Origin of the sequence: Salinarimonas soli (genome assembly GCF_008386575.1) — a bacterium.
GTDB classification, from domain to species: Bacteria; Pseudomonadota; Alphaproteobacteria; order Rhizobiales; family Beijerinckiaceae; genus Salinarimonas_A; species Salinarimonas_A soli.
Window position 1 is genome coordinate 72,236 of record NZ_VUOA01000034.1, and the last position, 24,237, is coordinate 96,472.

Consider the following 24,237-nt stretch of genomic DNA (forward strand, 5'->3'; position numbering starts at 1 on the left):
AACGGAGCGCCCCCACGTTGGCCGGGTCCCCGCCCAAGGCGTCCTCCCACGAGGCGCACTGTCCATCCGCAAAGGAAAGATCTCGATGCCGCACCGGACGCTCGCCCTCCTGATCCTGCTTGCCGTTCCCCAACCGACGGACGCCGCATGCCGCGCGCTCAGAGCCGAGAGCGATGTCACCGGTATTCGGCTCGCCGACGAGGAGAGCACCGCTCGCGTGCTCGGGCCGCCCTCGGAGCTGCGCTCCGAGCAGCCCGTGGACGGCGATGGGAGGGATTCAGGCTTCCCCTTCGTGCGGATCCGGAGCCGCGATGGAACGCACGAAGCCAAGCTGTTCACCCATCACGGCGGCACCCTCGGCGCCTATAGCGAGATCGAGGTGGGGCCGGCCGACCCCGATGCGACCGCGGTGCCGACGATGCCGGGCGTCGCGCTCGCGACCGAGAGGGGCGTGAGGCTCGGGATGCGGCGGGCGGATGTCGTGCGCCTGCTCGGCCCTTGCTTCCGGCGCGAGCAAGGCAGCCACGGCGAGGCGGTGATCGCCTACGCGATCACCGATCCGGGGCACCCGTTGCTCAAGCGATCGGGTTCGCCGAGCTACTTTGCCCGTTATGCGTTCAAGGCCGGGCGGCTCGTGCGGTTTCGGTTCGGCTTCGAGCCCGTCTGATCGGCTCCGGTGGGCCCGGGGCCGGGCATCGACCCAGTGAAGCGTCGATGGTGTGGCCGGCGGCTGGGGATCGCGGCGACGACATGAACGGCAGTCGCCGCCGGGACTGAGCCGCAACAATCGGAGCGCACTCTCTCGCGATCCACTCCGAAAGGCTGCCACGATGTCCCCAGCACCTTCCCTCGCCGAACCGTCAGCGTCACCCATGGCGTTCTCGCGACGAGGAGCCGCCGCGCGGGCGATCGTCCGTCTCGCACGTCTCGTCGGCCGTGGGGAGCGTGCGATGGTCCCTGCGCGTTGCGCCCTCCTGTCGCTCTGTCTTCTCGGATCGCCTGCCGGGCCGGTCCACGCGCAAACCCTCGAAACCCACGGCGCCTGGATGCTCGGCTGCGACAACCTGCGATCCTGCGCCGTCGTCAGCCTCGAGCCGGCCCACGAGGTCACGGGCACCCACCTGCGGATCGCGCGCAGCGGGCTGGCCGACGCTGCACCCGTGTTGACGCTTCACGCCTATGACGAGCGGCGCGGGGCACGGCGTATCCGCATTGATGTCGACGGGGCCCGGCTGCTGGATCTCGATGCGACGAGCCGCGATCCTCTCGGACACGTTGAGACGGCTTTGCCCGGCGCCTCGGTGCTGCCGGCCCTGCGCGGGGCGCGCGCCGTCACGATCACGGTGGTGCAGGGTGAGGAGGCTGGACCGGCGGTGACGATCGGCGGAGAGGGTTTGGCGGCGGCTCTCGCCGCCATGGATGCCCTGCAGAAGCGAACAGGGACGGTGACGGCTCTGGCCGTGCCGGGGACGCGACCTGCCACGGAGGTGCCGCCGGTGCCGGCGCCTCCCCGGGTTCGCACCGTGAAGGCTCCGCCCGCCCGCGTTCCGACAACCATGCCGGCTGCCATCGCGCGAGCCGTCGCGGACGCGGATTGCGACGAGCCGCCCGAAACCCGCCCGATCCGGGCTTGGCTCGACGAGCGGACCCTCCTCTGGGGCGTGTTGTGCACCCGTGGCGCCTATCGCGAGACCTACGCGCTGTTCACCCATCGCACGGGCGAGCGGGTCGCCCGCGCGGCGGATCTTGCCCGGCCGAGCCTCGGCCTCGTCACGGAGAGGCCCAACCTGCTCACCGGCGCAGCCTTCGATCGCCGGACCGGGATCCTGTCCCTCGACGATCTCGGCCGCAGCCTCGGGGATTGCGGAACGTCCGGGCGGTTTGCCTGGGATGGACAAAGCTTCCAGGTTCTCGGGATGGCGGCGATGCCCGATTGCCGCGGCGTGCCGCATGAGGGCTGGCTCGTCACGTGGCGCGCGGACACCCGCTGACGCCGTCCGGAAGGCCGTATCGCTGCACGTCGTCGGGGACCGCCCTCGGACGGATCCTTGGTGCCGAGCGACCGCCCCTCCAAAGGGCGGCCGAGATGGCCGACGAGGGCAACCCGGCGCCTTCGCCTGAAGTGGGAGACCCCCGCCTTCGGGTGCCTGACCGGACGCGCCATCGCGAGGACCCAGCGAGCGGCACGTTTACCACCGACGGGCCAGGAGGCTGGAACGAGGCTTGGGAAGGGCCCGGTCGACGGCTTTGGATGGTGCTGCCGGAGAGGATTGAACTCTCGACCTCTCCCTTACCAAGGGAGTTTTCAGGAGTGTTGCTCGGGGTGTGTGGGGGTTGCGTCGTCAGCGTAACCCACTGCTGCCGCTTTGCTTCTAGCGTTAGAGCAGTTAGGCTGGTGTAGCACGGCGATCCTTCGCGTGCTGCCCCGGTGCTCCCCTATGGTGTCTAAGCCGTGCCGAAGATCAAGCTGACCGACGCCTCCGTGGCGCGCGCTCGCCTTCCAGAGAGCAGCAAGGAGACCGTCTACTGGGACACCGAGGTCACGGGCTTCGGTCTGCGCATCCGTCCTGGTGGGCGTACCTGGATCCTCGCCTACAGGCCGCTTGGGGCCGGGCGGTCGGCGTCCATGAAGCGCCTGAAGCTCGGCTCGCCGGAGACCGTGAGGTCGACCGCCGAAGCGCGCAATCTCGCGCGCGCAGCCTTGGGCCGGATCGCTAGCGGCGGTGATCCGCTGCAAGACCGAGCAGCGCAGAAAAGGCGTGAGCGGTCGCGGGTCGACGATCTTCTCACCCGCTACGACGAGGATCTAACGCGGCGCGGTTACGTGAACCGCAAGGTCGTCATCGCCGGCTTGCGGGCAAGGCTCAGACCGCACCTCACGCGGGACGTCAACGAAGTCACCGGGGCTGAACTCGCAGCCATCATTGAGGGGCTCGAAAGGGGCGGCAGCCAGGGAGCGGCCGAGGATTTTCGCTCCCGATGCCGGGCGTTTCTCACCTGGTGCGTAATCAAGGCGAAGGTGCTTCCCGTTAACCCGCTTGCCGGCCATCGGAAGGAGCGCGCCACACGGGCCGATCGGATAGCCAAGTCGCAGCACGGGCGGGCGCTGGGCGACGACGAGCTGCGGAAGGTGTGGGCCGCAGCCGATCCTGCGACGGCGTTCGGGCGCCTCGTCCGGTTCTACATCCTCACCGGGTGCCGCCGCGGCGAGGGCGCCGGCCTCACGCGGGGCATGATCGATCGCGAGCGCAGTCTTATCGATCTGCCGCCCACCTTCACGAAGCAGGGGAGGGGGCATGTCGTTCCCATCTCGCAGGAGCTGGCTGTCCTTCTGGATGCCTGTGTCGTCGACGCGCGGTCCGACCTCGCTTTCCCGTCGGCTAGGACAGGAGGGCCGATTGGTGGGTGGTCGAAGCTCGTGGCGGGGCTGAACAAGCGGGCAGGGGTCACCTTCGAGCTCCACGACCTGCGCCGCACTTTCCGAACCGGCCTTTCGCGGCTGGGGATCGACACCGAGACGGCCGAATTGGCGCTCGGCCATGCGCGGGCCGATCTCGAGGCCATCTACAATCGTGACGAGGCAATAGCCGAGCTGCGTCGAGCATTCCAGGCATGGTCCGGGCACGTCAGCAGGGTTGTCGCGCTAAATGAATGTATGTCAGATGTATAGCGGGCTGATCGGGTGCAAAAGACGTATATCAGATGTATGTCATCGGATATCGAGCGTCGGATCAACAATCGGGCGAGCCTTCAGGTGTCGCTTGATTTCGAAAAGATCGCGTAAATACCCTTGACAACCGCCTACTACGCGCGCCAACATCAACATGAGGCTGCTCCTTTCCTGTTGTTCCTGTCTTCCCAGCTGTCCTGACGGCACCTCGATTCCAACCGCATCGACTGCGGCGAGGGTCAGGACACCGTCCGACCCTCGCTTGTGGAGGGTCCCATGCCAGAGACAAGCCTGCCTGTCGTCCAGCGAACGGTCCGGCGTCGAACGTTCCGCCCCAAGCCGATTCCGAACCTCGACGAGCTACCCCCAACCGCTCTGATCACCCCCCAGCAGCTATCCGCAATGAGCGGGTTCGCGATCGACACGGTCAAAGCGTGGGCGCGAACAGGGAAGGGGCCTCAGATAACCCGTGTCGAAGGGCGTCCACGCTACCTCGCCGGTCATGTTCGTGAGTGGATGGGCTTGCCATGAGCGTCGACAGGTCTGCACCCTTCTACATGATCGCTGGCGGTGACATACCGGGCGCTCTGCAAGTGCCGCGGCCCGACCATAAGCGCGGCGACGCTCGATTTCTGGACACTGATCGCCGGGTCCAGATCAGGCCTCTGCTGCTGAGCGACATGGTAGCCGGCATCAACTACCCGCCGGGCCTATGGATGCTCGTCATCGAGCTCGGCTCGGGTTTGAAGCTCCGCTTCAATCTAGTTCTCCCGGAGAGCCGCCGGTCGAACACCCGGGCGAATGCCCGGTACGCCCTGCGCCAGGCACGACGGAATGAGCCGCTCCTGCAAGCTCTCATCGACGAGCTGCGGCCGATCCTACATCGGCCCTGCGCATCGATCGCACGGTAGGCCCCCCGACACACCCGCATAGGCGCAATGACGAACCGCCCGCTGGAACGGACGGCTCGTCGATTGGGAAAGCGCATGGGATATGAACAAGATAACACCTCCGCCGCCTGGCGCAACGATCAACCCGTTCAGGCGCCTTTGGGACCTCGGCTACAGACGACTCGTGCCCATCGTGCCGCCCGATGCCGACGTCAGCCCCAAAAGCACGTTGTTCAAACGGCTCGACTCGCGTGGCAAGGCGGTAGGCATCCGGGGCCGTGATGGGCTTTGGCGCGGCTTCGATTGGCTGAAGCACGAAACGGCTGAAGAAGATCTCGACCTGTGGTTCGAGATGGGCGCGGGCGTCGGGATAAGAACGGGTGACGGATTCGTGGGCGTCGACGCCGACACTTACGACGCCGCTGTTGCCGAGCAGGTCCGCGCATGCGCCGAAAAGCATTTCGGGACCCTACACTCGCGCATCGGTCGGCAACCGAAGTGCCTCTATCTCGTACGCACGGAGCCGAGCGTCTCCTACATGCGTGTCGAGTTCGAGGGCAGCGACGGAAAGAACGAGCGGGTCGAGCTGCTGGCCGAGGGTCGCCAGTTCGTGGCGCACGGGGTTCATCCGAACACACGCCTGCCCTACACCTGGCCAGAGGGCATCCCGAGCCTCGATACGGTACCGTACGCCGGCCCGGCAGTCATCGAAGCGTTCTTCGCCGAACTGCGGACCATCTTGCCGGCTGCGTCCCCTGTCATACGAGAGGGGGCCGGCGCAACGGTGAACCAGGCTGCGTTGCGCGGCCGCTTAGGGGATGTCCGCGCGGCCGTCGAAGCCCTCCCCAATACGGACGAGCTGTTCCCGACACGTGATGCCTTTCGTGACGTTGGCTACTCGATCAAGGCAGCCCTTCCAGACGACCAGGAGGAGGCACTCGAGTTGTATCAACGCTGGGCCGCCGGATGGGTCGGACCGAAGGGTGAGGCGAACGACCCCGCATACGTCGAGGCCGAGTGGCGCCGCTTCAAACCGCCATACAAGATCGGCGCGCCCTGGTTATTCGAACTCACGGAGCGTGTGACTGGCGGCAGATTCGATCGCGCGAAGGTGTGGTTCGACGAAGTTGACGACGAGATCGGCGACGAAGCTGCACGATCAGGCGGATCGAACGGCATGGGGACATGGCCCGAGCCGCTCGACATCTTCGGTGACGCTGACCCGGCAGAGCTCACCAACCCGCCTTCCGGCTCGCTACCTACAATCATCGAGCGGTGGGCGCGCAGCGAGGCCCGCCGGAAGGGAACTTCGATGGCCTTTGCCGCGGCGGCCGGGGTTGCGGCTGCGGCTGGTGCGATCGGCGCGTCCCTGCGTATCCAGGTTAGGGCTCGCGACGGAGGTTGGATGGAACCAGCCTCCTTCTGGACCGTTCTCGTGGCCGATCCCGGCAGCGCTAAATCGGCGATCGTAAGGGCCGCCCTTGCACCTCTGCGTGAACTCGATGCGGAGTGGCGGCGCGTCTACCAGGCCGCGCACGCCGCTTGGACGCTTCGAGCTAAAGTGAAGCGGAGCAAGGAGGCGGTGACTGAGGCCGGCCCTGAGCCGAAGCCCCGGCGCATCTTCGTAGACGACACCACCATGGAGGCCCAGATCCGGCTCCATCGTGACAATCCGCGCGGGCTGATGCGCTCGACGGATGAGCTCTCCGGGATGCTCGACACTCTCGGTGCCTACAAGAGGAATGGCGGTGGCGACCGGAGCCACATGCTTCGTCTCTTCGACGGCGACGAGATCGGGACCGACCGCGTGGGCGCCGGCGCCGCCTTCGCCTCGTCGGCTCTTATGGGCGTCCTGGCGGGCACGCAGCCCGAGAAGCTCCGGCAGTTGGTACGGGATCTTGAGGCGGACGGCATGCTTCAACGCTTCGTCTTCATCCTCGACGACGGTTGCGACCGTGAGGGTGTCGACGAGGAGGAGGACCACGACGCGCTCGGGGAATATCGGGCAGCGCTGCGGGGGCTCGCCATTGCCGGAGTAAGATCCACCGGACCCGTTCGGATCTCCTCAGGTGCGCACGAAGAACTGGCCGCGTTCTGGCATGACGTACGTCGCCTCCAGCATCTTCCAGGTGCATCGGGCGCCTGGAAGGGACACTTGTCCAAGTGGGGCAAGCTGCTCCCACGGATTGTGCTGACCTTCCATGCTCTGGAGCAATGGAGCGTCTTCGGAGGAGTGCTGCCTGACACGGAGGTCGACAGGGATACAGCAAACCGAGCCGCAGCGTTCGCGCGCTTCCTCCTCAAGCACAGCCTGTTTTTCTACGAAGAGTATTTCGGAGGGAGCCAAGCGGCCTCAGAGGCCGTGGCGATTGCCGGCTATCTGCTCACGCGCCCGGGCCTTACCGAGGTGAAGCGACGGGACATCTACCATGCCCGTCCCAACCTGAAGGGCGAAGCGAACCGGAGAGCTCTGCTCGCAGCCATGGCGGAACTCGAACAGGCGGATTGGTGCGCCGCGAGCGACCAGCGCGACGTGCAAGGGCCGAAATTTTGGCGCGTCAACCCGCTGATCCATGTCCGTTTTGCGGCCCGGGGCGAGCGCGAGCGCCGGGAGCGTGGTCGCAGGCGAGAGCTCATCATTGAAGCTGGAGCCGCTCGCCGCGCGCTCGTGGCGTCATGCGAGAACGTGAGCCTGCCTCGGGACATTCGGTAATCGGTCCGCTGTGCACGACGAAAGCTACGTCGAGAGCTGCGGCCGTGACGCATCTAGGACGGCTCGGCCTAATACTCGATTGACCTCGTAGTTGCCTGACTGTGCTGTACGGCGGTTGTAGCCAGAGAAGTAGGGTGCTGGCGGACGCACGATGGTCGGAGTTTGAGTCCCTGATAATCAAAGCGCAAACGAGCCGCTCGGGGTCATCGACTCGGGCTCGGCACCTGTCCCCTGCGATCCGGCCTTCGGCGACGGACTCTGAGCGTCGGCAACCGCTGACGAAGCGACCTGACCGGCTCCCATGGATCGCGTTGCAAGTGCCGCAGCCTCGTTGGCAGGTTGGCAACGGTGAAGAAGCCGGGCGTCAGTGAGGGCGACAGCTCCTCCCATCCCAGCGGCACCGCGACGGGCGCCCCCGGACGGGCCCGGGTCGAATACGCCGCGATCGCCGTCGCTCCTCGTCCGTTACGCAGGTAGTCGATGAAGATCCGTCCCGTTCGCGCGCTCTTCTCCAGGGTGCGCGTGAAGCGCCCAGGGCTGTCGCGCTCCATCGCTTCGGCCAGTGCCGCCGTGAATGCCTTCACCTCGTCCCAGCCCGCGGCAGGCGTGAGTGGCGCCACCACATGCAGCCCCTTGCCGCCCGTCGTCTTGACGAAGCTCTCCAGCCCGAACGCGCCAAGACGATCGCGAACCTCACGCGCGGCCGCGATCACCTCCGCGAAGCCGACGCTCTCGTCCGGGTCAAGATCCATGACGATGCGGTCGGGCCGGTCGACATCGGCAAGGCTCGCCCCCCAGGGATGAATCTCAAGTACGCCGGCCTGGACCAGGGCGAGCAGCCCCGCAAGGTCGTGGATCGCCACGCCCTCCTCGTCGCCGATGCGCACCCGTGAGACCGCTTCGTGCATCCCGGCCCAGGGGTGCTTCGCGAAGAAGCACGCCTTCTCCGTTCCGCTCGGGCACCGCACCAGCGCGAGGGGCCGATCAACGACATGCGGCAGGATCCAGTCCGCAATCTCGGCATAGAAGCCGGCCAGCCCCTGCTTGGTGAGGCCCTGGTCGGGCCACAGCACGCGGTCGGGGTGAGTCAGCGCGACACCAGCGAGGTCGCGAGCCTTCGCCGGCTCCGCCGTGCCCTCCCGTTCTATCACGACCTCGCGCGGGTCCTTATCGTCGCGGAGCCCCTTGAACGACGCATGCCGTAGCAGGCTGTCCGCGGTCCAGCCGCGATATTCCACCTCGGCCACGAGGTCAGGCCGGACCCACCGCACACCCCGGCTCGCATCACTCGGGAGCGGATCGGCGAACGGCGCGCTCGGCCGCGAGAGGGCGTCGAGGTCGCTCCAGAGCGCGCCAGCCGTCGTGGCCGGAAAGCCCGTCCCAACCCGTCCGACATGGACGAGTCGGTCACCGTCATAGGCGCCGAGAACGAGCGAGCCCACAGCCTTGCGGCTCGTCGTCGAGGGCAGGTAGCCCGCTACGACGAACTCCTGGCGCTGCGTGCACTTCGTCTTGCGCCAATGGTCGACCCGGCCCGAGACGTAGGGGCTGCCGGCCCGCTTGGAGACGATCCCCTCCAGGCCCATGCGGCAGGCGTGCCGGATCAGCGCCTCCCCGTCCTCCTCCAGATGCTCGCTCCAGCGGACCGTTCCGCCGGCCGGCAGGTCGTCGAGAGCGCCGATGAGGAGGTCCTTACGCTCGCGCAGCGCGAGCGAACGCAGGTCCGTCCCGTCGAGGTACAGGAGATCGAAAGCGTAGAAGACGAGGCGGTCGCCCCGTCCGGCCTTGATGTCGGCTTGCAGGGCCGAGAAGCTCGACACGCCGGTGTCGTCCTCCACGACGAGCTCGCCGTCGATGAGAGCGGAGCCGAGGCCCAGTTCCCGCAACGCGTCGGCCACGGGTGCGAAGCGCGCGGTCCAGTCGAGGCCCTTGCGGGTGAGAAGGCCCACCGTCGTGCCGTCGATGCGCGCTTGGAGACGGTAGCCGTCGAACTTGATCTCGTGCAGCCAATCGCTGCCGCTTGGCGCCTCTTCGGCGAGCTTGGCCAGGCACGGCTCGACGAAGGTCGGGAGCAGCGCCTTGCGGGCACCCTTCGGAGCCGCCAGCTTCGGCCGTGTGGCTCGTGCCCGCGCAGCATGGTCGGACCTCACCTCTCCGCCTGCGGCCAGCTCGGTGTTCGTACGGCCGGTGAGGAGCGAGGTCTGGTGCTCCTCGAGGATGTCCAGGGCTCCGGGCGCGCGGGCGTGCTCGTCGTCCGACTTGATCAGCAGCCACTGCTCCTTCTTGTCCCTCGAACGCGTCCGCACGAGGTGCCAGCGACCGCGAAGCCGCGAGCCCGACAGGGTGAAGGTGAGACGCCCTGTAGCGAGCGCCTCACTTGGATCCCCCTCAGGGCTCCAACGGCCGTGGTCCCACACGATCATCGTCCCGCCGCCATACTCGCCGGCCGGGATGACGCCTTCGAACGCGATGTAGTCGAGCGGGTGGTCCTCGGTCTGGACCGCGAGGCGCTTATCGCCAGGCACAAGACTGGGACCGCGGGTCACGGCCCAACTCTTCAGAACGCCGTCCAGCTCGAGGCGAAGGTCGTAGTGCAGGCGGCGTGCTGCGTGCTTCTGGACGACGAACTGGTTCTCGCCGGCCCGCGACGCCGCCTTGGCGCCCTGCGGCTCGGGGCTGCGCTCGAACGAGCGCTTGGCACGGTACTCCTCGAGAGGCTCCGCGCCAGGACCCGCCTTGCCTTGCGGCGGCTTCGGCGACGGTGTGCGGCGCGGCTTCTTTGGAAGCGCGGCCTTGATCACGTCCTTCGGCTTGCGCGTTCCCATGGCTTACTCCTCCAAGGCTCGCAGAGCCTTCCGCACACGATCGGAGCCGCCCGCCTCCAGCCCCGCGCCACAGACCAGCATCGGCACGCCTCTCTCAGACAGTTCCCGCACGATCTCAGAGCCGGGCATCCCGAGGAACAGCGCGGCATAGGGCGTCTCCTCTTCCAGCCAGGCACATGCATCCACATCCGACACGAACTCGATGACGTGTCCCCCCGGCCGCGCGAGCGCCTCGGCCGGCAACGCGGTACAAGAGCCGACAACGAGGAGCGGTCGACGTTGGCGCGCAGCCGAGGGGATCTGCGAAAGCGTGTTCCACATCGTAGGAGACCTCAGCTCGCCCGCTTGAGGCTCTTGCCCTTCGCTTGTGGCGCCGTCTTCGGAGGTGCAGCCTTCTTTGCTGCAGGTGCTCGCGTGGAGGTCTTGCCGGCCGACTTCGGCTTGGCGGGCGCCCCCTTCTCCGCATCGAGGCTCTTGCGAAGGGCGTCGATCAGGTTGACCACGTTTGAGGCTTTGGGAGCTGACGAGGTGCGGACCGGGGCCCCGGTCTGCTTCGACTTCACGAGCTCGATGAGCGCGTTCTCGTAGCGGTCCTCAAACAGGCTCGGGTCGAAGTGGCCGGCCTTGCGTTCGATGATGTGCGCGGCAAGCTCGCGCATCTCCTTCGGATAGTCGACCTCGGGAATGTCCTCGAACACGGTCGACTGGTCACGCACCTCATAGGCGTAGTGCAACGTGGTGCCGAGCAGGCCCTTATCGAGCGGCTCCAGCAGAATGAGGTGCTCGCGTCGCGCCATGACGACGCGGCCCAGCCCCGCCATCCTCTTCTCGCGGATTGCGTCGCGAATGACGGCGAACGCCTCCTGGGCGACCCGATCGTCGGGCGCGAGGTAGTACGGGGTGTCGAGGTAGCGCTCGTCCACCTCGGCCCGCGGCACGAAGCTCTCGATGTCGATGGTGTGCGTGCTCTCCAGCTTGAGCGCGTCGATCTCCTCCTCCTCGACGAGCACATACGAGCCCTTCCCCACGGGGTAGCCCTTCACCTGCTCGTCCGCCTCGACGGCCTCGCCCGTTTCGGGGTCGACGAACTGGCGCTTGACCCGGTTTCCGGTCTTCCGGTTGAGGGTGTTGAACCGGACGCGGGAGGACGAGCTTGCGGCGGGGTAGAGCGCGACGGCGCACGACACCAGCGACAGCTTCAAGTATCCCTTCCAGATCGCTCGCGCGGCCATGCGTAATACTCCACTCACTACTTGGCGCGCAGAGTCTTGTTGACTCGTGCGGGAGTCCACTTGACTCCAGTTCGAATCAAACGTGACCCCGTTTGAGTCGTTCCGAATCAAATTCGATTCAACCTGCGGGCCTCTCTTCTTCAGCAGGACTCATCGCGGCGCGACCGAGCGGCCCGATCATCTTTCGACCGTGCGACGCTGCTTACCCCTGTGGATAGCGGGCATTCTGGGGACCAACGGGCCGGAAAGCTTTGACATGATCCGCCGCCGGGAACTTCGTACTGTCCAAGAAGTCGACGAGACGTCGGGGCATGCCGAGGTGTCTCATGTGTGCGTATCGCTTCCACTGCACCAATGGTGCAGCTCTCGTGATCGACCGGACTGGTCAGTTGGTCGAGAACGACTCTGAGCTGCGCGAGCGAGCGACGGCGGTCGCTCTCGATGTGCTCGTCAACTACCCAGCCTCAGCCCTGGAGGACTGGGTTATAACGATCCAGGACGAGGATGGCCGACAGCACGGTGCGATCAGCTTCGACGAGTTGCTCAATGTAGCCTGTGGCAGCGGCGACGCGCTCGCTGCGATGCGGAGTGAGGTGCTGTCCTACGCCTCCGCCGGCTGCGTCCAAGGGTCGACGTGACAGGCCCCACATATGTAGTGGATCTCAGGCTCACCACGCCGCGACCTTCGCCACCTCGCACGGTTCAGAGCTAAGGCGCTTCCCGCGGCCGCAGCGGGGCCGCCAGCGTCGCGGCTTGCCTAAGCCGGAGCTGACCCGTGCTCCAGCCTGGGCCCTACTTCGCATCTCAGTCCTGGAATTGCCCGAGCTGCCCATCGAGCGCCCGGGCAAGCATAATACGCACCATGACCGCGTTGCGGGCCCTGGTATCAAGATCGCGGGCGAGCTTCGGCGCGATCATGCGGATCGACACCGCCGCGGACTGAAGCTGGCGCGGCTCAAGCTCACGGGCCAGAGCCTCAGCAGCGTCTACCACCGCCTTGACGATCACACAGGATGGGTATTGGGGTGCGGCCATTGCGGAGCCTACCTGTAATCTGATGGACGTCATGGCAGACCGCGCCACACCGTACGGTCTGCCACTCCTAGGCGGCCGTCAGCGTGGGCGGTGCAGTTAGCTCTTCCTCCGCGTCCGCGAGCTTGGCGAGGAGGGCCGCCAGCGTATCTGGAACAGGGCACTCTACAGGAGCGAGATGCTCTTCCCGTATGGCCCTTCCGATCTTGCGCATGGTGATCCGGCCGATCCGAGGCCGTGCGTCATTCTTCCGGGAGGACATGGGCCAGCCTCTTGCTCAGTCGGTGGGAGCACGATCGAGGCTGGGCTGTGATAGTTAACAAATAGTTAACGCCACTCGGGATGGTGCCCATCTGTAGCGGCGTTAGCCCACAGCGCCGGGTGATCCCAGCCGATGCTGGCACCTGCTCGGGCAGCCTCCATCAAGGCTTGTCCGTTCGCCTCGCGATGCGCCTTCGCCTCGAGAGCGCGGACAAGCGAGTGCCGCGGCGAGAGCTCTCTCAGGGGGGCAGCGACCTCACGCAGCACGACGGGATCCGTCACGCCCTGAAACGAGGCGATACCGTCCCATACCGCGACAAGGTAGCGGCTTGAGCTGGCTTCCGGGTCACTCATAAGCCCTTTGCAGCAAGCATCCTGCCACCCGCAGTGGCGCGAGCTCACACATGAGCCGAGTAGACGCTACCTCGGAGCGCGGCAGGTGGCGATTGCTGAAGGCGGTCGAGACCGGCGCCCGCCGCTCCAACAGCCTTACGGCGTTTCGTCAGGAAATCGAGGCCTGGATCATCGATCGAGAGCGGCGCTCGCGAGAGAACGGGTGGAGCTTCGTCCGCCAGCTCACCGATGATCACCTTGGGCCTTGGTCGCCGCCTAAGCCAGCGAGCAAACCCAAGCGGAGCGCGTCCCAAAGGCGCAAACCGCGAAAGCCACCCGCCCGGCCGATTGTGCTCTGAGGAGGCCTGTTTCCGCCCTGTATAATCAGGGACGGACGACGCTCAGCGCCTTAGGGCAGACCAGAGCGCCCGCAGACCCTTGCTGAACCTTCGGCTGACCTCACCCATGCCACCGCCGTGGAGGAACAGAAGGTCTGAGCCGGCGACGATCAACGTCGTAGCGTAGAGGATCTTCATCGCGACCTCCCGCCCCCGGCAGCATGATGCGCCGCCAAGTCCCAGGCGTCGAGAGCGCTCATCAGGACTGCCGTCCGCTGTCTTTCCGCTGTATCATCAGGGGAGGGATCGTGGCTGATCGCCTCAGCTGCCAGAAAGCGGGTTCACATCTGAGGCCAAGCTCCCCAACTCGTCGGCAAGATCCTCGCATTGCCCGTCCTGCCCGCTCGGGTCCGTGATGATGACCTCGCCCAGCCCTTCGCGCTTGATCGAGCGTGCGGTCTCAATGGCGCTTAGGGCCGTATCGCGGCTCAGGTGCAGCCGCCCGGTAGGTGTCGCCACGGTGACCTTATAAGTCTGCATGGGGCGCCCTTCCTCAGAACCGGCGCCCTCGTATCTAAGTCGGGTACTCGACGCCATTAGCCGAATTGCCGACCTGTGGGTGTGGAACAAAACGCACGCTGGGAAACGCGAGCTGTGGCGCGAACGGGTCCGTAGGTATGGCCATAGCGCCAGCGGCGAGGGAGCCTACCCGACCCTGGTATTGAGTTGGCTACAAGTCGAATTGCCACCTGGGCGCGCTCATAGCTGTGGTGCTAACGTCCGCTGATCACCCGCCGAGCAGCCGCAAAGGAGGCGCACACATGAGTCTTCCCAGCAGCTACGTTGGCCGAGGGCGTCTGCTGATCAATGGACACGCAGCGGCACATGTCACCTACGACATCGCGGTCCAGGGCAATGATCGGCGCCCATCGGGGGTCGGCACGATCGCCGGCCCTGACGACGTTCTATTCATCGCATTCACGGCCATACGTGGTGTCGAGTTGAAGCTCGACGGCGGCGAGGTCATGCCGATCACAATCACGCAATACCGGGTCGGAACTCGTCAGGCCGATGTCTCGGTCGGCAGGCCAAATCACGGAGCCTAACTCCGAGCGGTTCACGCTTCAGCCGGCGACGTCCAGAGGTCGACGTAGTACGCCCCGCAGAGATCGTAGAGCTCGAAGGAGCGCCCCTTGATGCAGCCCTTCCCACGGGCGAGTTCCGTGTGCAGCGAGGCTAGCCCCACATCCCCGAAGCGATCGAGCAGAGCGGCCTTGTCGAACTGCCACGAGGCTCCGCAGGTCTTGCAGGCGATCCGCACCTTGGCGCCGGGGTAGGTCGATAAGAGCCGCTGGCCGGTGATCAAGGTCGATCCCAATCCGGCGCGCTACTCGACCCACCATTGGTAGGTGACGAGCAGGAGTAACACCACGGCGATCCAGCTCAGGAGGATCGTTGTGCCTCCTCCTATTCCGGCTGCACTCAGCCGGTTGTGAGCCTCCGCCTCGATCTCGGCGCGGTACTCGAGGCAGATGCGAACCACCTCGTGTTCGTCTTTCGCGTCGTCGAAGCGATCTCTCCACTCGCGGGCACGCTCAGCTGCTGCCGCCTGCTGTCGTTCCTGCTCATTTCTCAATCGGATTTCCTGTCGGGCTTTGCGGCCGAACATAGACACTCCAGGGTTCGAATGGGATCAACCCACCTGGCGGTGGGCGGGGCTAAGGACAGGGGTGGGCCCGGTTCGAAGCGCCGGCCTGAGCGGTGCGGTATAGGACCAACACGGCCGAAAACGATCGGAACGATGGCGAGGGGGCGTTCCAGCCGCAGAGCGTTCACGACCCGGCGGCCGGGGTGCTCGCTCCTCGTCACTTCTTCGCCGCCCGCCGGAGCTCCTCCAGCCGTTACATGTCCTGCCGGACCGGGTCGGCCGCCGCGGCGCCCCGGGAAGCGGTGACACCGCCGATGAGCGACGTGTGCCGGGCCAGGATCACGGAGCGCGGGGGGAGAGCACCTCGAAGCGTCCGGCTGCACCGGACGAGACAACCTGAAAGGTGGTGGTTTCCCTGGGCGGTGGCGGCGCAGCCGTCGTCGGCTGCGGAGGATTAGGCGCAGGAGACCGGGACACGAGGCGGCTGAAGTCCTGGTTTTCCCGCTCCGCGTACGGCCTGCTCTGCTCGGAGAAAGTGCCCGCCCTGCCGCTCGGGATGATAACCACAGCTCCCCCGGTGGCGGGTCTCGCGACCGGTCGCGTTGTCGATCCCATCCGGAACCCGCGCTTAGCCTCCGCGGGAGCACTCAGGAACAGCATACCGCCAGCGGCCAACAATGCCGCGGCCAGCGCGGCGGAGAGGCGTGGAGAGCGGTGCATCGAGACCTCCAGGGGTGATCAGTCGAAGCCTAGCGCATGAACCTTCAGAAAAGCCCTGAGGCGCTCAGTCGAATTGTTCGAATTGAAACTAGCTCACACTCGTGGCGCCATTCCACGGACGAGGTGGGAGAAGGCGGTTCCGTCGCGCATGTGGGATCCGCTGAAATAGGAAGCCCCGCCGCGAAGGTCGGGACGCGGCGGGGCTCAGGGCCTGATACGCAACGCGCCCTCGAATGCCAGGATGGGCAGTCGCGGTAAACGCGAGGTTACCCGACCCGGATCAACGTGCAGAGCGGGGCGACCCCGGATCTGTTAAGGCAGTGTTAACCATACGACCTCACCGTCTCCCTTTGCACCGTGAGCGATCGCCATGCGCCCTGTCATTTACCTGACCGACGAGAACCCCGTGGTCGCTCGCGAGCTGTCGGCCACGCTGTTGAAGAACGGCTACGAAGTTGTGACGCTGCCCGCGTCCGAGATCACTGCGAACGTGAAGGCGCAGCGGGGCAGGGCAGTTATCTTCGCGAACGTCGACAGAGGCGGCCTTGATCTTGCGCGCGAGGTCCGCATGGCCCGTCCCGACGTTGGCGTGGTGTATTCTGCGGCAGCTCCTCAGAGGGTCCCGGAGACGGCGCGGGTTCGCGGGGCACCAATCATCCGGTCGCCGATCACGTCGGTTCAGCTCGTCGGTGTCGTGGGAGCGCTTGCGAGCTAAAGGCTGCTGGGGTCGGCGGGCCTCGACTCGCTCTCGCGCTGGCGGACCAGCTTTGGTATGCTTGGCGCAAAGCATGGGGGCCACATGGCGCATCTGGATTTCGCGAAGCTACACCTGAAGAGCGCGGATGACACGAACGCGCTCAAGTATCTGGCTGGAAGCCTCATCGCGCATTGGGACACTCTCCCACCCGAGCTCCGCGCCTCGATCTACCGTCTAGCGACCTCTGGCAAGATCATGGGCCTGCCAGCAACGATCGACCTCAAGGAAGAGATTGACCGGGTGCTCAGCCGCAACACGAGCGTGTCGCCCTATGTCTGAGACCCACAAGCCCAGGCACTCCGCCGACGTGGCAGGCAACGCCAACCGTGGCGCTCTGAGCGACACGGGCGCGGCGCAGGAAGAGCACGTGGCCGAGCCGATGAAGCCTGCCAAGGATCCGGCTGCCGTGTCGTTGGGGCGTAAGGGGGGCGTCGCCCGAGCTGCGACCATGACCCCGGAGCGTCGGGCTGAGATTGCCCGGAAGGCTGCTGCGAAGCGTTGGGGTAAGTGATCAGGTCGACATGGCAGGCTGAGGAGATGGTCATCATACAATCTTGAAGGCTTGATCCTCAGGACCGCCGGACGTTGACCATCTCGCCCCGGAGCTTCGGGCCTTGTGCTACGAGGCGAGGGTTCAATCAGTCCGGCGGAGAGCCAAGTGGAAGAGCACGAACAGGCGGCGGCCTCGCACGGGTCTGGGATGCAAATTGCCCTACGCCATCTGGAGAACGCCAAGGCGGCTCCAACAACTGACGAGAGGGTCGAGCGGCTGACGGACGCTGTGGAGGCTCTGCTGCTTCACCTCCGCTATACCGAGGGCGAGGCAGGCACTGGCGGCAGCGCTTGAGGTCAAAGCTTCTCGACCGTAAGGGACAGAGAAGCTCGGAGCAGCTTGCGCCCACCTTCGTCTCGGACCTCGACGATGAAGTCACGCCTCACGCCATCTGGCAGGGCATCCTTGGCGATCTCGGAAAGGCCCCGAACAGCCTCATCCTGGGCCGCCTGGAGCCCATCCAGCTCAAGGCCCGTGTCGTCTACGATGAGCTTTTCGCCGTCCGAAATATCGAAGTAAAAGCGCCTGCTAGGTGGTTGGGGCGGGAGGCCGAAGGCATCCTCTTGAGAGTGGGGCGTGTCGCTCATCCGACAGTAACGCCGCTCGTCATGAAATGACGCCTCCCTAGGCCGGTGAAAGTAGGGCGTGGATGTGGGCGTTATGCGGATGCCCGAGCCCCTTGGGGCGCGCTGTCTGCACGAACCGCCAGTACCGCCGTCGTCACCTTCGCCGCGAGGTCCTGGAGGTGATCGTCCTGCCACACGCCTCCGGCATACGACACGTACAACTCCGCCCGCAGCACGTCGAAAATGGCGAACTGGAAAGCGGGGCTTACTCAAAATGCACCGTGGTGATTTTCCAACCGATGGCGTGGATCCGGACCGTCTAGTTGTCTTGCCTCCCTCCTACCTGGCGCACGACCCGCCGCAACACGCGTGACAGTTCCTCGGCCGCGTAGGGCTTCTGGAGAAGCTCAAAGCCATGCCGGCCCTCCTCGGCCAGCACGTTGCTGTACCCGGAGGTGAGCAGGATCGGCAGTTCAGGATACAGCCGGCGGATCTCATGACCGAGCTCCACGCCGTTCATCCCCGGCATCACCACGTCCGAGAACACCACGTCAAAAGCCTGTTGCTCGTTGAGATATGCGAGAGCATCGGCGGCATTCCCGGCCCAGGTGGTCTCATAACCGAGGTCCTGCAGCAATTGCGTCGAGAACTCTCCGACGTTCCTGTTGTCCTCGACAACGAGCACTCGGGTGCCCCGCCCATGCTCGCGCCGAACTGTGCTGACAGCAGCACCCTCTGCGACCTCGCTTCTGGCCGGATCAACGCGAGGCAGGTAGAGGGTAAAGGTGGTGCCCCGTCCGACCTCGCTCTCCACCGCCACGTCACCACCCGACTGCTTGGCAAAGCCATAGACTTGGGACAGCCCCAGGCCCGTGCCTTTGCCCACCTCCTTGGTGGTGAAGAACGGCTCGAAGATGTGAGGCAGTTGCTCAGACTTGATCCCAGTTCCGGTGTCCGTGAGAGACACTGCGACGAGTGCACCGGACCTACCACCGTGGCCAACGATGACCGAGAGATCGGCAGCATCGATACGGATCGTAAGGCTTCCCTCGCCGTCCATGGCGTCGCGAGCGTTCACGACCATGTTGACCAGAGCCGTATCGAACTGCGCTGCATCCGCCTCCACGAAGCAGCACTCGTGCTCGACTTCCGTCCGGATCACGATCCGCGAGCCCACGATGGTGCGCAACATGTCGGAAACCGAGCGGATCCGCTCCCCGGCGTCGAACACCTCAGGCTTGAGCGACTGCCGGCGGGCGAAGGCCAGGAGTTGCCCGGTGAGCTTGGACGCGCGGTCAACCGTATCGGAGATCGCGTCCACGTACCGCCGTCGGCGCTCGGCCGGGAGATCCGAGCGCCGCAGCAAGTCCGTCGACGACTTGATGATGGTGAGTAGGTTGTTGAAGTCGTGCGCGACGCCACCCGTGAGCTGGCCCACGGCCTCCATCTTTTGCGCTTGGCGGAGGGCGTCCTGTGCCGCGGTAAGCTCCGCGTCACGTTTCTGCTCCGAGGTGACGTCTCGGCCATAGGCGTAGATGAGGTCGCCCTCGGGCGAGGCCAGCCAGGAGATGCAGCGGTAGGAGCCGTCCTTGTGTCGGTACCGGTTCTCAAACAGTGGTAGCAGTTCTTGGCTTGCTACCTTGAGTGCACCTTGGCTTGTGGGATGGTCGTCCGGGTGGATGAACTCGAGGTAGCTGTGGCCAACCAGTTCGTCGGCGTTCCACCCGAGGAGCGACGTCCAGGCCGGGTTCACGGCTCGGAAGATGCCGTCCGTCCCGACGACGAGTAGGAGATCGCGCGAGTTCGCCCACATGCGGTCGCGCTCGACGGTGCGCTCGGCGACCTGGCTTTCGAGGGTCTCGTTGAGCTCACGCAGCCGCTCTTCCGCCAACTTACGATCCGAGATGTCGATATTCCCGCCGACATAGCGCCAAGGGTTGCCATCCGGGTCGAAGACGATTGTCGCGCGCCCACTAAGCCAACGCACCTTGCCGTCGTCGGCACGCACGATCCGGTACTCGTAGTCGAACGGCTTCCGCTCGCGGATCCCGCGGTCGAGCGACTCGATGGCCGTAGCGGCGTCATCCGGGTGGATCCGTGCGGCCCAGGTCTCGCGGTTGATCGGGTGCCCATTCGGCAGGCCCAGGATGGCGTAGTACTCTGGCGAGCAGACCGCGTCATCTCGTTGGAGGTCATAGTCGAAGCTGCCGATGCCGCCCGCCGTTTGAACGAGACGCAGACGCGCCTCACTCTCGCGCAGCTGCCGTTCGGCAAGCACGGTGGCCGTGGTCTCGGTGACCGCGCAGTACATGCCTGCAACCCGGCCACTCTCATCCCGCACCGGGGAGTAGGAGAAGGTGAACCAAGCCTGCTCCTCAAAACCCCGCCGGCTGACGATCAGGGGCAGGTTCTCATGATAGCTCGCCTCACCGGCTAAGGCCCCATCGATCAAAGGCAGGATGTCCGACCAGATCTCGGCCCAGATCTCCTGGAAGCGAGCGCCCAGCGCGCTCGGGTGCTTGGCGCCCAGGATCTCGGCGTAAGCGTCGTTGTAGAGAAAGCCTAGATCGGGCCCCCACGCGACGAACATCGGGAACTTGGAACCGAGCAGAAGGCCGACGATGGAGCGCAACGACTGGGGCCAAGTCTCGGGTGAGCCGAGCGGCGAGGCCGCCCAATCATGAGCGCGCATCAGTGCGCCAACCTCCCCGCCGCTAACTGGAAAAGCCGGATCTGCGCTTGGCGCGTCACCGTGCATTGCGCCGGCCTTCGGTGACCTTCTTGGCTGTCTGCTCTTCCTGACGATCCTGCTCGACGAGCAGTCGCAGCCCGGCGCGCACGACCTCGCTGGCGCTACCGTAGAGGCCTGTCGCCACCTTGGCTTCAATGAGAGCCGTTAGCTCTGGGGTGAGCGAAACCGTTCCGACGATCTTTGCTGGCATGCTCGGGTCCATGGGGGTCACTAGATTTGTGACCCGATGTAGCGCATCCACGGCGGGCCTCAAGCGCCGGGTCAGCTGTCGCCTTGTGCGGTATAGGCAACTACCAGCGCCGCCGTCGTCACCTTCGCCGCGAGGGCCCGGAGGTGGTCGTTTTGCCCCTCATCGTCGACATAAGACACGTACAGCTCGGCCCGCAGCACGTCGAAGATGGCAGCCTGGAGGGCGGGGCTCGTCTCCCCGGGCGTGGGGTTCGGCGTGCCATCTCTGCCGCCCCCGTGAGGCCGGGGGAGGAAGGCGCCTGGCTCACCCGTCAGGATCTCGGCCGCCTCGTCGATCGCGTCCATGACGCTGCCAGCCGCCTTGTAGGCGTCGCCACCGATCGGCGCTGAGGCCATGGCTTGCCGGCAGGCGCGGCGGGCGTGGCGCATGGGGAGAACGTAGCGCGAACATCGGGCCCTGGAAATAGCTGACAGAGGCCCTGCCTTGTTGCTCATCTGTGCGGTGCTGCCTCTCCTCGGTCGCAGCGGGGACCAGATTGCAATCCGGACAGGTTGCCGTGAAAGTGAGTCAACGGCAGGCAGAGCGAACGAGATACGGATGACAATCTTCCATAGCGGCCACGAGCTTAGCCAAGAGATCCGGCGTGTCTTGGGAGGCGCTCATGTCCGCTGCGCGGTTGCTTTCTGGGGCAAGGGCACAGGAGCATTTCTGAAAAGCGTTGGGGCAGATCTCACGGATCTACGGATCGTGTGCAACATTGAGATGGGCGGAACTAACCCCGACGCTTTGGTTGAGCTTGGCGCGCCAGACAACAGCCGTTTGCGTCACCAACAGGGTCTACATGCCAAGGTGTACATTTCAGACCGGGGACTTGTCGTTGGGTCGGCCAATGTCTCGGAAAACGGCATCGGTTTAGAGCAGGACGTTGCGGGATTGACCGAAGCTGGTGTCGTTTATGGACCACATGAGGATGCCTGGTCGGCTGCAGCAGCATGGTTTGAACAACTCTTCGAGCGTGCGGCGCAGGTTGATGCAGATGCTATTGCGACAGCTCGTCAGCGCTTCAGCAGGGTCGGCCCATGGACCAAAGCAGGGCCATTAGTACCCGGCTCTCTGATGAACATGATTCGTATGAAACCGGAGCTTTTCAAAAACGTCGGCTTTGTAGTTGCCAGCGTTGTGAGTACCGAGGCTAGGCGGGCGACCGCACTCCGGCAGGCAGTTCAAGCCAATATCGCTACGAAAACGTCGCTCGCCGCAATTCCCGACGATGGCATGTTCATCGGATGGTCAAAGGCTGATGTGCGTCGTTGGCCAGCGACATTCCTGGAATTTTGGATCCCGAAGAGCTCCCTGCGTATCTTTCCTCGTTCGGTCAGGGCGCTTGATCCGAAAAACGGCAACGTCTTTTCTGTTCGTGATGCTCGCGCGGTGCGGGATATGCTCCCGTCCGGTGTACCTTCGTTCGCAGAGGCTCAACGGGTCGACCGTGAGCTTGCACAGCGGCTTCGCGAGGGTGGGGGAGGCGTCTTTCCAACTGCCTATGACTTAGCTGACGCACTGGAGAAGCTGTAAGAGCCGCTTACCGGTGAACTGGTCAATTACGACCGAAGCTATGTTAAACCAACCGCGCTCGACGGTCACACCGTCCGCAGTCGCGCCTCGTCGCAGGTTGGAGCGAATACAGCGACCACACGCCCGACCAGCTTCTCGGACGGGCGCTCGGGCATGAACGGGCCTTCGCTCGTCACCATCGGCCGGCCGCCCGCCCTCGGCGACCTCCGCCAGTGAGCGGGGCCGGTTGAATGGCGCCGCGGCCCACGGGATCGAGCCGTCAGCCCGGGGAGAGCGGCGCAGCAGATACGTCTCAACTACCTCCCGGCGCCCGCCAGACCACTCGATGACAAACGGCTCACCCAGCGCCGGTGCACGGTCGCCCGTGTCGATCACGGCGAACTCGCCGGGGCGGAGGTGGGGCCAGGAGGCCCCATCCGTGATGAAGTACAGCGCATGGCCGGCGGCAAGGCTGTCCATGAGAGGCAGCGCGCGCAGGTCGGGCAGGGTCAAAGCGGGAGTCATGGTCAGGTGCTTTCACGATGCGCTCGTCGTTGGCGGTGAGCCGCATCATGACTCGAAGCGGATTTAGGATGTACGGAGCGCCAGCCTTGTCGACCTGGCCCGCGTGGGCCTCGGCTGCGATAGCGATGGCTCGGTTCAAGGTGCTCGTCAATCCGTCCTCGGTCTCCCCAGGGTATCCTCTGAGCCTGCCCAGGTATGACGGCGCTGGGGCGCCAACAGCTCCCCAGCGCCGTCGCCAGCTAGAAGATCAGGAGGTTGGGGCACGGCGGCGGGTGCGGCGCTCGATGAGCGGCGAGACGGGCCGGATCGGCTGAAGGCGAGCCACGACCGGGTTCGGGACGTGGTCCATGCTTGCGCCCGTGTTCGCATCGACCACCACGCCGATGATGCCGCCGAAGATGGCATTTCCAGCGAGCCCGGCGGTGCCGCCGCCGCTCATCCGTGTAGCGACCATGACCTGTTCCGATCGATGGCCGGGCAGATCGAACGTGGCCACGAACTGATCCTTGCGCGGGACCTGGATGACGCACGGCGTAGCGGGGCAGCCGAGGCCGATGTTCGTCTGGACAGTCGCGCCGGCGGGCTCGGAAACGAACTGGACGGGCTCGTCGGAGCCCCGGGTGATAGTGGCGCAAGCGGCGAGAGGCATCGCCGCGAGCGCGGCGACGAGGACGACGATCTTCATTGATTCTGCCCTTCTGGGAATAACCAGGGCACCGAAACATGAGCTAGCGCTTTGCGACAAGGGTGGGCGGAGTAAAACGCAAGGGTGCGGATTTGTGGCAACACTGTGTCATGCGGGGCCGGCATCTTGGCGGACGTAGGTTTGCGATGAGGCATGACTCACGTTAGCCGTGTCCTCAGGCAGGGGAGGTTCGCCTATGGCCGACATGTCCGCAGGTTGGGACGCCTCATCGCAGGCATGGATCACGGAGCAGGGCGAGGAGGGCGACTACGGCCGCCGCTACGTCCTCGACGCGCCCATGATCGCCCGCCTCCAGCTACGCCCCTATACGACGGCACTCGACGTGGGCTGCGGCGAAGGCCGCTTTTGCCGCATGATGCAGCGGTACGGCATCCGGACGGTCGGCATCGACCCCACCGAGGCTCTGATCGCCCAGGCGCGCCTGCGTGACCCGGCCGGCGACTATCGCGTCACCCGCGCCGAGGCGTTGAACGTTGCGCCATGCACGTTTGATCTCGTCGTGAGCTACCTGTCGCTTATCGACATCCCCGACCTGGCTATCGCGATCGATCGCATGGTCGCGGCCCTGCGACCCGGGGGCACTCTCCTGATCGCCAACCTCAACAGCTTCAACACGGCCGGCATGCCGGACGGGTGGACCCTGGACGCCGAAGGCGAGCCCCGCTTCTGCATCGACCATTACCTCGAGGAGCGGGCGATCTGGGTGGGCTGGAGGGGCATCCGGATCCAGAACTGGCACAGGCCCTTGAGCGCGTACTTGGCGCTGCTCCTCGGCCACGGCCTGGAACTTCGCCACTTCGCGGAGCCTGCGCCCCATGGCGGCGATCCTGCGAAGGCCGACCGCTACCGTCGCGTTCCGTACTTCCACATCATGGAGTGGGCGAAGCCAGGCGTGTGAGGCACCCGTTCCCGGAACGGATGTCGAGATCGGAGAGCACGACGCGCATGCCGTACTACGACGAGAAGTCATGT

24 protein-coding genes are annotated in these 24,237 nt (G+C 65.4%); 11 read left to right on the forward strand and 13 right to left on the reverse strand.

What is annotated here, in order from left to right; all coding sequences use genetic code 11:
• Positions 1 to 85: 85 nt before the first annotated feature.
• The 5 genes from F0L46_RS18770 (at position 86) to F0L46_RS18790 (ending at position 7,273) form a co-directional block, all read left to right on the forward strand.
• Positions 86 to 667 (forward strand): hypothetical protein, encoded by a 582-nt coding sequence (locus tag F0L46_RS18770; protein WP_149820389.1) that lies wholly within the window; start codon positions 86 to 88, stop codon positions 665 to 667.
• Positions 668 to 950: 283 nt separating this feature from the next.
• The gene (locus tag F0L46_RS18775; protein WP_188312041.1) at positions 951 to 1,991 is read left to right on the forward strand and encodes a DUF1176 domain-containing protein; all 1,041 of its coding nucleotides are present in this window, start codon (positions 951 to 953) and stop codon (positions 1,989 to 1,991) included.
• A 461-nt stretch (positions 1,992 to 2,452) separates the two neighbouring features.
• Positions 2,453 to 3,670, forward strand: a complete 1,218-nt coding sequence (locus F0L46_RS18780) for a tyrosine-type recombinase/integrase (RefSeq protein ID WP_149820393.1) — start codon at positions 2,453 to 2,455, stop codon at positions 3,668 to 3,670.
• Between the two features lie 527 nt (positions 3,671 to 4,197).
• The gene (locus F0L46_RS18785) at positions 4,198 to 4,581 is read left to right on the forward strand and encodes a hypothetical protein (protein WP_149820395.1); all 384 of its coding nucleotides are present in this window, start codon (positions 4,198 to 4,200) and stop codon (positions 4,579 to 4,581) included.
• Between the two features lie 82 nt (positions 4,582 to 4,663).
• Positions 4,664 to 7,273: a DUF3987 domain-containing protein gene (locus F0L46_RS18790; protein WP_149820397.1), complete on the forward strand. Its 2,610-nt coding sequence runs from the start codon at positions 4,664 to 4,666 to the stop codon at positions 7,271 to 7,273.
• Positions 7,274 to 7,476: 203 nt separating this feature from the next.
• Here the strand turns inward: F0L46_RS18790 and ligD are convergent, their stop codons facing one another.
• Genes ligD through ku form a run of 3 tightly spaced genes read right to left on the reverse strand, consistent with a single transcriptional unit; the run spans position 7,477 to position 11,330 of the window.
• Positions 7,477 to 10,098 carry a DNA ligase D gene (gene ligD / locus F0L46_RS18795; RefSeq protein ID WP_149820399.1) on the reverse strand — a complete coding sequence of 874 codons (2,622 nt, stop codon included), beginning with the start codon at positions 10,096 to 10,098 and terminating at the stop codon, positions 7,477 to 7,479.
• A gap of 3 nt (positions 10,099 to 10,101) precedes the next feature.
• Positions 10,102 to 10,419 carry a hypothetical protein gene (locus F0L46_RS18800; RefSeq protein ID WP_149820401.1) on the reverse strand — a complete coding sequence of 106 codons (318 nt, stop codon included), beginning with the start codon at positions 10,417 to 10,419 and terminating at the stop codon, positions 10,102 to 10,104.
• An 11-nt stretch (positions 10,420 to 10,430) separates the two neighbouring features.
• Positions 10,431 to 11,330 (reverse strand): non-homologous end joining protein Ku, encoded by a 900-nt coding sequence (gene ku, locus F0L46_RS18805; protein WP_149820403.1) that lies wholly within the window; start codon positions 11,328 to 11,330, stop codon positions 10,431 to 10,433.
• 326 nt (positions 11,331 to 11,656) lie between these two features.
• Between ku and F0L46_RS18810 the strand changes: the two genes are divergently transcribed.
• Positions 11,657 to 11,968 carry a DUF6894 family protein gene (locus F0L46_RS18810; RefSeq protein ID WP_438646693.1) on the forward strand — a complete coding sequence of 104 codons (312 nt, stop codon included), beginning with the start codon at positions 11,657 to 11,659 and terminating at the stop codon, positions 11,966 to 11,968.
• A gap of 166 nt (positions 11,969 to 12,134) precedes the next feature.
• Here the strand turns inward: F0L46_RS18810 and F0L46_RS18815 are convergent, their stop codons facing one another.
• The 3 genes from F0L46_RS18815 to F0L46_RS18820 form a co-directional block, all read right to left on the reverse strand.
• A complete protein-coding gene (locus F0L46_RS18815) occupies positions 12,135 to 12,365 on the reverse strand; it encodes a hypothetical protein (protein WP_210247661.1) in 231 nt (76 codons plus the stop codon).
• A gap of 992 nt (positions 12,366 to 13,357) precedes the next feature.
• On the reverse strand, positions 13,358 to 13,492 hold the full coding sequence (locus tag F0L46_RS27090) for a hypothetical protein (protein WP_276315607.1): 135 nt from the start codon (positions 13,490 to 13,492) through the stop codon (positions 13,358 to 13,360).
• 123 nt (positions 13,493 to 13,615) lie between these two features.
• The gene (locus tag F0L46_RS18820) at positions 13,616 to 13,834 is read right to left on the reverse strand and encodes a hypothetical protein (protein WP_149820409.1); all 219 of its coding nucleotides are present in this window, start codon (positions 13,832 to 13,834) and stop codon (positions 13,616 to 13,618) included.
• A 281-nt stretch (positions 13,835 to 14,115) separates the two neighbouring features.
• Here F0L46_RS18820 and F0L46_RS18825 point away from each other — a divergent pair, with 281 nt between their 5' ends.
• Entirely contained in the window at positions 14,116 to 14,400 is a 285-nt protein-coding gene (locus tag F0L46_RS18825) for a hypothetical protein (RefSeq protein WP_149820411.1), read from the forward strand.
• Between the two features lie 11 nt (positions 14,401 to 14,411).
• On the opposite strand, the gene F0L46_RS18830 is transcribed toward F0L46_RS18825, so the two are convergent.
• On the reverse strand, positions 14,412 to 14,660 hold the full coding sequence (locus F0L46_RS18830; protein WP_149820413.1) for a hypothetical protein: 249 nt from the start codon (positions 14,658 to 14,660) through the stop codon (positions 14,412 to 14,414).
• Positions 14,661 to 14,681: 21 nt separating this feature from the next.
• Positions 14,682 to 14,963 (reverse strand): hypothetical protein, encoded by a 282-nt coding sequence (locus F0L46_RS18835; protein WP_149820415.1) that lies wholly within the window; start codon positions 14,961 to 14,963, stop codon positions 14,682 to 14,684.
• A 1,069-nt stretch (positions 14,964 to 16,032) separates the two neighbouring features.
• Between F0L46_RS18835 and F0L46_RS18840 the strand changes: the two genes are divergently transcribed.
• Both F0L46_RS18840 and F0L46_RS18845 read left to right on the forward strand, forming a co-directional pair.
• The gene (locus F0L46_RS18840; protein ID WP_149820417.1) at positions 16,033 to 16,377 is read left to right on the forward strand and encodes a hypothetical protein; all 345 of its coding nucleotides are present in this window, start codon (positions 16,033 to 16,035) and stop codon (positions 16,375 to 16,377) included.
• An 84-nt stretch (positions 16,378 to 16,461) separates the two neighbouring features.
• Entirely contained in the window at positions 16,462 to 16,698 is a 237-nt protein-coding gene (locus F0L46_RS18845) for a hypothetical protein (RefSeq protein WP_149820419.1), read from the forward strand.
• Between the two features lie 570 nt (positions 16,699 to 17,268).
• On the opposite strand, the gene F0L46_RS18855 is transcribed toward F0L46_RS18845, so the two are convergent.
• The 4 genes from F0L46_RS18855 to F0L46_RS18870 form a co-directional block, all read right to left on the reverse strand.
• Positions 17,269 to 17,559 carry a DUF6894 family protein gene (locus F0L46_RS18855; RefSeq protein WP_240540062.1) on the reverse strand — a complete coding sequence of 97 codons (291 nt, stop codon included), beginning with the start codon at positions 17,557 to 17,559 and terminating at the stop codon, positions 17,269 to 17,271.
• A gap of 298 nt (positions 17,560 to 17,857) precedes the next feature.
• Positions 17,858 to 20,230 carry a PAS domain-containing hybrid sensor histidine kinase/response regulator family protein gene (locus F0L46_RS18860; protein WP_149820423.1) on the reverse strand — a complete coding sequence of 791 codons (2,373 nt, stop codon included), beginning with the start codon at positions 20,228 to 20,230 and terminating at the stop codon, positions 17,858 to 17,860.
• 55 nt (positions 20,231 to 20,285) lie between these two features.
• A complete protein-coding gene (locus tag F0L46_RS18865; RefSeq protein ID WP_149820425.1) occupies positions 20,286 to 20,480 on the reverse strand; it encodes a type II toxin-antitoxin system ParD family antitoxin in 195 nt (64 codons plus the stop codon).
• Positions 20,481 to 20,551: 71 nt separating this feature from the next.
• On the reverse strand, positions 20,552 to 20,908 hold the full coding sequence (locus tag F0L46_RS18870) for a hypothetical protein (protein WP_149820426.1): 357 nt from the start codon (positions 20,906 to 20,908) through the stop codon (positions 20,552 to 20,554).
• A 169-nt stretch (positions 20,909 to 21,077) separates the two neighbouring features.
• On the opposite strand from F0L46_RS18870, the gene F0L46_RS18875 reads away from it, so the two are divergent.
• Positions 21,078 to 22,055: a phospholipase D family protein gene (locus F0L46_RS18875; protein ID WP_149820428.1), complete on the forward strand. Its 978-nt coding sequence runs from the start codon at positions 21,078 to 21,080 to the stop codon at positions 22,053 to 22,055.
• Between the two features lie 751 nt (positions 22,056 to 22,806).
• Here F0L46_RS18875 and F0L46_RS18885 read toward each other — a convergent pair.
• Positions 22,807 to 23,244: a translation initiation factor 2 gene (locus F0L46_RS18885; RefSeq protein ID WP_240540063.1), complete on the reverse strand. Its 438-nt coding sequence runs from the start codon at positions 23,242 to 23,244 to the stop codon at positions 22,807 to 22,809.
• Positions 23,245 to 23,440: 196 nt separating this feature from the next.
• Here F0L46_RS18885 and F0L46_RS18890 point away from each other — a divergent pair, with 196 nt between their 5' ends.
• Positions 23,441 to 24,163 (forward strand): class I SAM-dependent methyltransferase, encoded by a 723-nt coding sequence (locus F0L46_RS18890; RefSeq protein ID WP_210247662.1) that lies wholly within the window; start codon positions 23,441 to 23,443, stop codon positions 24,161 to 24,163.
• Positions 24,164 to 24,237 lie beyond the last annotated feature (74 nt).

Bases quoted from the DNA above. Each gene is read 5' to 3' on its own strand.
- F0L46_RS18770 (WP_149820389.1), top strand. From the start codon at position 86: ATGCCGCACCGGACGCTCGCCCTCCTGATCCTGCTTGCCGTTCCCCAA.
- F0L46_RS18775 (WP_188312041.1), top strand. From the start codon at position 951: ATGGTCCCTGCGCGTTGCGCCCTCCTGTCGCTCTGTCTTCTCGGATCG.
- F0L46_RS18785 (WP_149820395.1), top strand. From the start codon at position 4,198: ATGAGCGTCGACAGGTCTGCACCCTTCTACATGATCGCTGGCGGTGAC.
- F0L46_RS18790 (WP_149820397.1), top strand. From the start codon at position 4,664: ATGAACAAGATAACACCTCCGCCGCCTGGCGCAACGATCAACCCGTTC.
- ligD (WP_149820399.1), bottom strand. From the start codon at position 10,098: ATGGGAACGCGCAAGCCGAAGGACGTGATCAAGGCCGCGCTTCCAAAG.
- F0L46_RS18800 (WP_149820401.1), bottom strand. From the start codon at position 10,419: ATGTGGAACACGCTTTCGCAGATCCCCTCGGCTGCGCGCCAACGTCGA.
- ku (WP_149820403.1), bottom strand. From the start codon at position 11,330: ATGGCCGCGCGAGCGATCTGGAAGGGATACTTGAAGCTGTCGCTGGTG.
- F0L46_RS18810 (WP_438646693.1), top strand. From the start codon at position 11,657: ATGTGTGCGTATCGCTTCCACTGCACCAATGGTGCAGCTCTCGTGATC.
- F0L46_RS18815 (WP_210247661.1), bottom strand. From the start codon at position 12,365: ATGGCCGCACCCCAATACCCATCCTGTGTGATCGTCAAGGCGGTGGTA.
- F0L46_RS27090 (WP_276315607.1), bottom strand. From the start codon at position 13,492: ATGAAGATCCTCTACGCTACGACGTTGATCGTCGCCGGCTCAGACCTT.
- F0L46_RS18820 (WP_149820409.1), bottom strand. From the start codon at position 13,834: ATGCAGACTTATAAGGTCACCGTGGCGACACCTACCGGGCGGCTGCAC.
- F0L46_RS18825 (WP_149820411.1), top strand. From the start codon at position 14,116: ATGAGTCTTCCCAGCAGCTACGTTGGCCGAGGGCGTCTGCTGATCAAT.
- F0L46_RS18835 (WP_149820415.1), bottom strand. From the start codon at position 14,963: ATGTTCGGCCGCAAAGCCCGACAGGAAATCCGATTGAGAAATGAGCAG.
- F0L46_RS18840 (WP_149820417.1), top strand. From the start codon at position 16,033: ATGCGCCCTGTCATTTACCTGACCGACGAGAACCCCGTGGTCGCTCGC.
- F0L46_RS18845 (WP_149820419.1), top strand. From the start codon at position 16,462: ATGGCGCATCTGGATTTCGCGAAGCTACACCTGAAGAGCGCGGATGAC.
- F0L46_RS18855 (WP_240540062.1), bottom strand. From the start codon at position 17,559: ATGAGCGACACGCCCCACTCTCAAGAGGATGCCTTCGGCCTCCCGCCC.
- F0L46_RS18860 (WP_149820423.1), bottom strand. From the start codon at position 20,230: ATGCGCGCTCATGATTGGGCGGCCTCGCCGCTCGGCTCACCCGAGACT.
- F0L46_RS18865 (WP_149820425.1), bottom strand. From the start codon at position 20,480: ATGCCAGCAAAGATCGTCGGAACGGTTTCGCTCACCCCAGAGCTAACG.
- F0L46_RS18870 (WP_149820426.1), bottom strand. From the start codon at position 20,908: ATGCGCCACGCCCGCCGCGCCTGCCGGCAAGCCATGGCCTCAGCGCCG.
- F0L46_RS18875 (WP_149820428.1), top strand. From the start codon at position 21,078: ATGACAATCTTCCATAGCGGCCACGAGCTTAGCCAAGAGATCCGGCGT.
- F0L46_RS18885 (WP_240540063.1), bottom strand. From the start codon at position 23,244: ATGAAGATCGTCGTCCTCGTCGCCGCGCTCGCGGCGATGCCTCTCGCC.
- F0L46_RS18890 (WP_210247662.1), top strand. From the start codon at position 23,441: ATGGCCGACATGTCCGCAGGTTGGGACGCCTCATCGCAGGCATGGATC.